Here is a 1,982-nt window from a genome sequence, read left to right as displayed (position 1 = left end):
GTTGTCCGTCTACGGAACGGACATGGACAAGCACGGACAGGGACAAGCCCTGTCCCTACACTTCCGCCTTCTGTCCTGTGTTATTTATCCGTGCTAATCCGTGCAGCTATACCTGAACGGTTACAAAAAGAGTAACCGTTCAGCCACAAAGCCACTAAGCCACAAAGCCACGAAGAGAATGATAGAATAGCACACGGATGACACAGATTTTGGCGGATTCTCACGGATTTTTTCTAATAAATTTTTATCCGTGTCAATCCGTCTCATCCGTGTAATCCGTGTGCTATTATTGGTAATCTTTGTGTCTTTATGCCTTAAAAGCTGAATAGTTACAAAAATTTCCCCTCAACTTTCATTACCCCCTGAACGGTTACAAAAAGAGAGCAAAATCAGGAGACAGTAAACAGAAGGGATTTGGAGTAGACTTTGGCTATACTGACTACGTATCTACTCAAAATCAAGTTAAAAAAGTAAGCTCATTACAGATTATAGTGCTATGGGTTAAGTTTCATCTCCTTTTGTACCGACAGCGTCGGCATAAGAGCTTCCCCTCCCTTGATGGGGGGGGTTAGGGGAGGGTGAAATAAACAATCCTCTTTCACCCTCACCCTATCCCTCTCCCATCAAGGGAGAGGGAATTTTGCTTTGTCTCCCAACTAACTGCTTAACTTAGTTTTGAGTAGTTACCTGACTACTGACTACTGTTTACGGGAATGGATTTTATCATCGAAAAAGACAAATACAACCTCTGGCGATATGCCCGACTTTATGACCCTTATATTCATCCCTCTTGCCAACTCACCCTGGAAGAAGGCTGGACAAAGGAGCTTGAAATAAGGCCGCTGACTGAGGCCCTCGGTTTGAATCACCTCTGGTTCAAAAGGGAAGACCTGAATCCGACCGGTTCCCATAAGGCCAGATCATTAGCCTACCAGGTTTCCAAATATTACCAGGAGGGGAAAAATCCGCTCGTTATCTCTTCATCGGGGAATGCGGCTATATCAGCCGCCGCTTACTGCCGCCTGGCCGGAATAAAGATCCTCGTCTTTATCTCTCCCCTTACTCCCAGGCTTAAGGTAGATCAACTCGGCCTATTTGAGGCGGTAATCGTTTCTACTCCCAAACCGATAAATATGGCCCGTTATACTGCCAGACATTTTAATCTGGTTAATCTGAGACCCTCGGTGGATGACGCCTCCATCGAGGGTTTCAAATCTATTGCCTTTGAGATATACGAAAAGGGACTTGATCCAGAGGCCGTGTTCGTCTTTCCTACGTCTGGCAGTTCCTTGCTCGGCATTGGGAGGGGATTTATCGATCTCAAAGAAAAATACGGGCAGATCGGGAAACTCCCCCAGATACATGCGGTTCAATCAGGCAAGGTTGCCTCGGTAGTAAAGGAATTTGTCAAAGATGGCCGGGAAGAAGAGGAAACCTTAGCCGGCTGTCTGGGGGTAAAGAATACGCCGCGGAAAGAAGAAATCGTAAAGATGATCCGGCTAACCAAGGGGCAAGGCTGGTGGGTCAGTTCCGAGGAAATACTGAAAGCAAGCTCACTTTTAAGCCATTACGGCATTAATACCTCGGCGGAAGGAGCCGCTAACTTTGCCGGAGTGATTAAGGCCACCAGCCAGCGTAAATTAAAAAAAGTCCTCTGCCTTTTAACCGGTCATTACTCTCAATGGGAAAGAAAGAGAAAGGATAGGGTGACCTTCTACGAGGTAGAACACTACCGCCAGGTAAAAGAGTTGGTAACTACTCAGGTGGAGAGGCTGAAGGCGGAAGGCTATTGAACTTCAGTCGTTCGGGCTTTCTACTAAGAGCCTGGTAGTTTGTCAAGTTACCCGATGTTCAAGGGTAACCGTTCAGGTATGCACGAATTAGCACGGATAAATAACACAGGACAGAAGGCGGAAGTGTAGGGACAGGGCTTGTCCCTGTCCGTGCTTGTCCATGTCCGTTCCGTAGACGGACAACCACAA

Annotated in this window: 2 protein-coding genes; one reads left to right on the top strand and one right to left on the bottom strand. The window is 46.9% G+C overall.

All coding sequences use genetic code 11. The features are described from left to right. Positions 1-120: 120 nt before the first annotated feature. Complete coding sequence (locus AB1797_14075; GenBank protein ID MEW5768713.1) at positions 121-267, bottom strand: hypothetical protein; 147 nt, start codon at positions 265-267, stop codon at positions 121-123. Positions 268-713: 446 nt separating this feature from the next. Here AB1797_14075 and AB1797_14070 point away from each other — a divergent pair, with 446 nt between their 5' ends. Then, positions 714-1,793 carry a pyridoxal-phosphate dependent enzyme gene (locus AB1797_14070; protein ID MEW5768712.1) on the top strand — a complete coding sequence of 360 codons (1,080 nt, stop codon included), beginning with the start codon at positions 714-716 and terminating at the stop codon, positions 1,791-1,793. Positions 1,794-1,982: the final 189 nt, after the last annotated feature.

Source organism: bacterium (genome assembly GCA_040753085.1).
Lineage (GTDB): Bacteria > UBA9089 > JASEGY01 > JASEGY01 > JASEGY01 > JASEGY01.
This window is presented reverse-complemented; position numbering and strand designations above follow the sequence as displayed.

Coding starts and splice junctions, on each gene's coding strand:
- AB1797_14075 (MEW5768713.1), bottom strand. CDS start 267: ATGAGACGGATTGACACGGATAAAAATTTATTAGAAAAAATCCGTGAG.
- AB1797_14070 (MEW5768712.1), top strand. CDS start 714: ATGGATTTTATCATCGAAAAAGACAAATACAACCTCTGGCGATATGCC.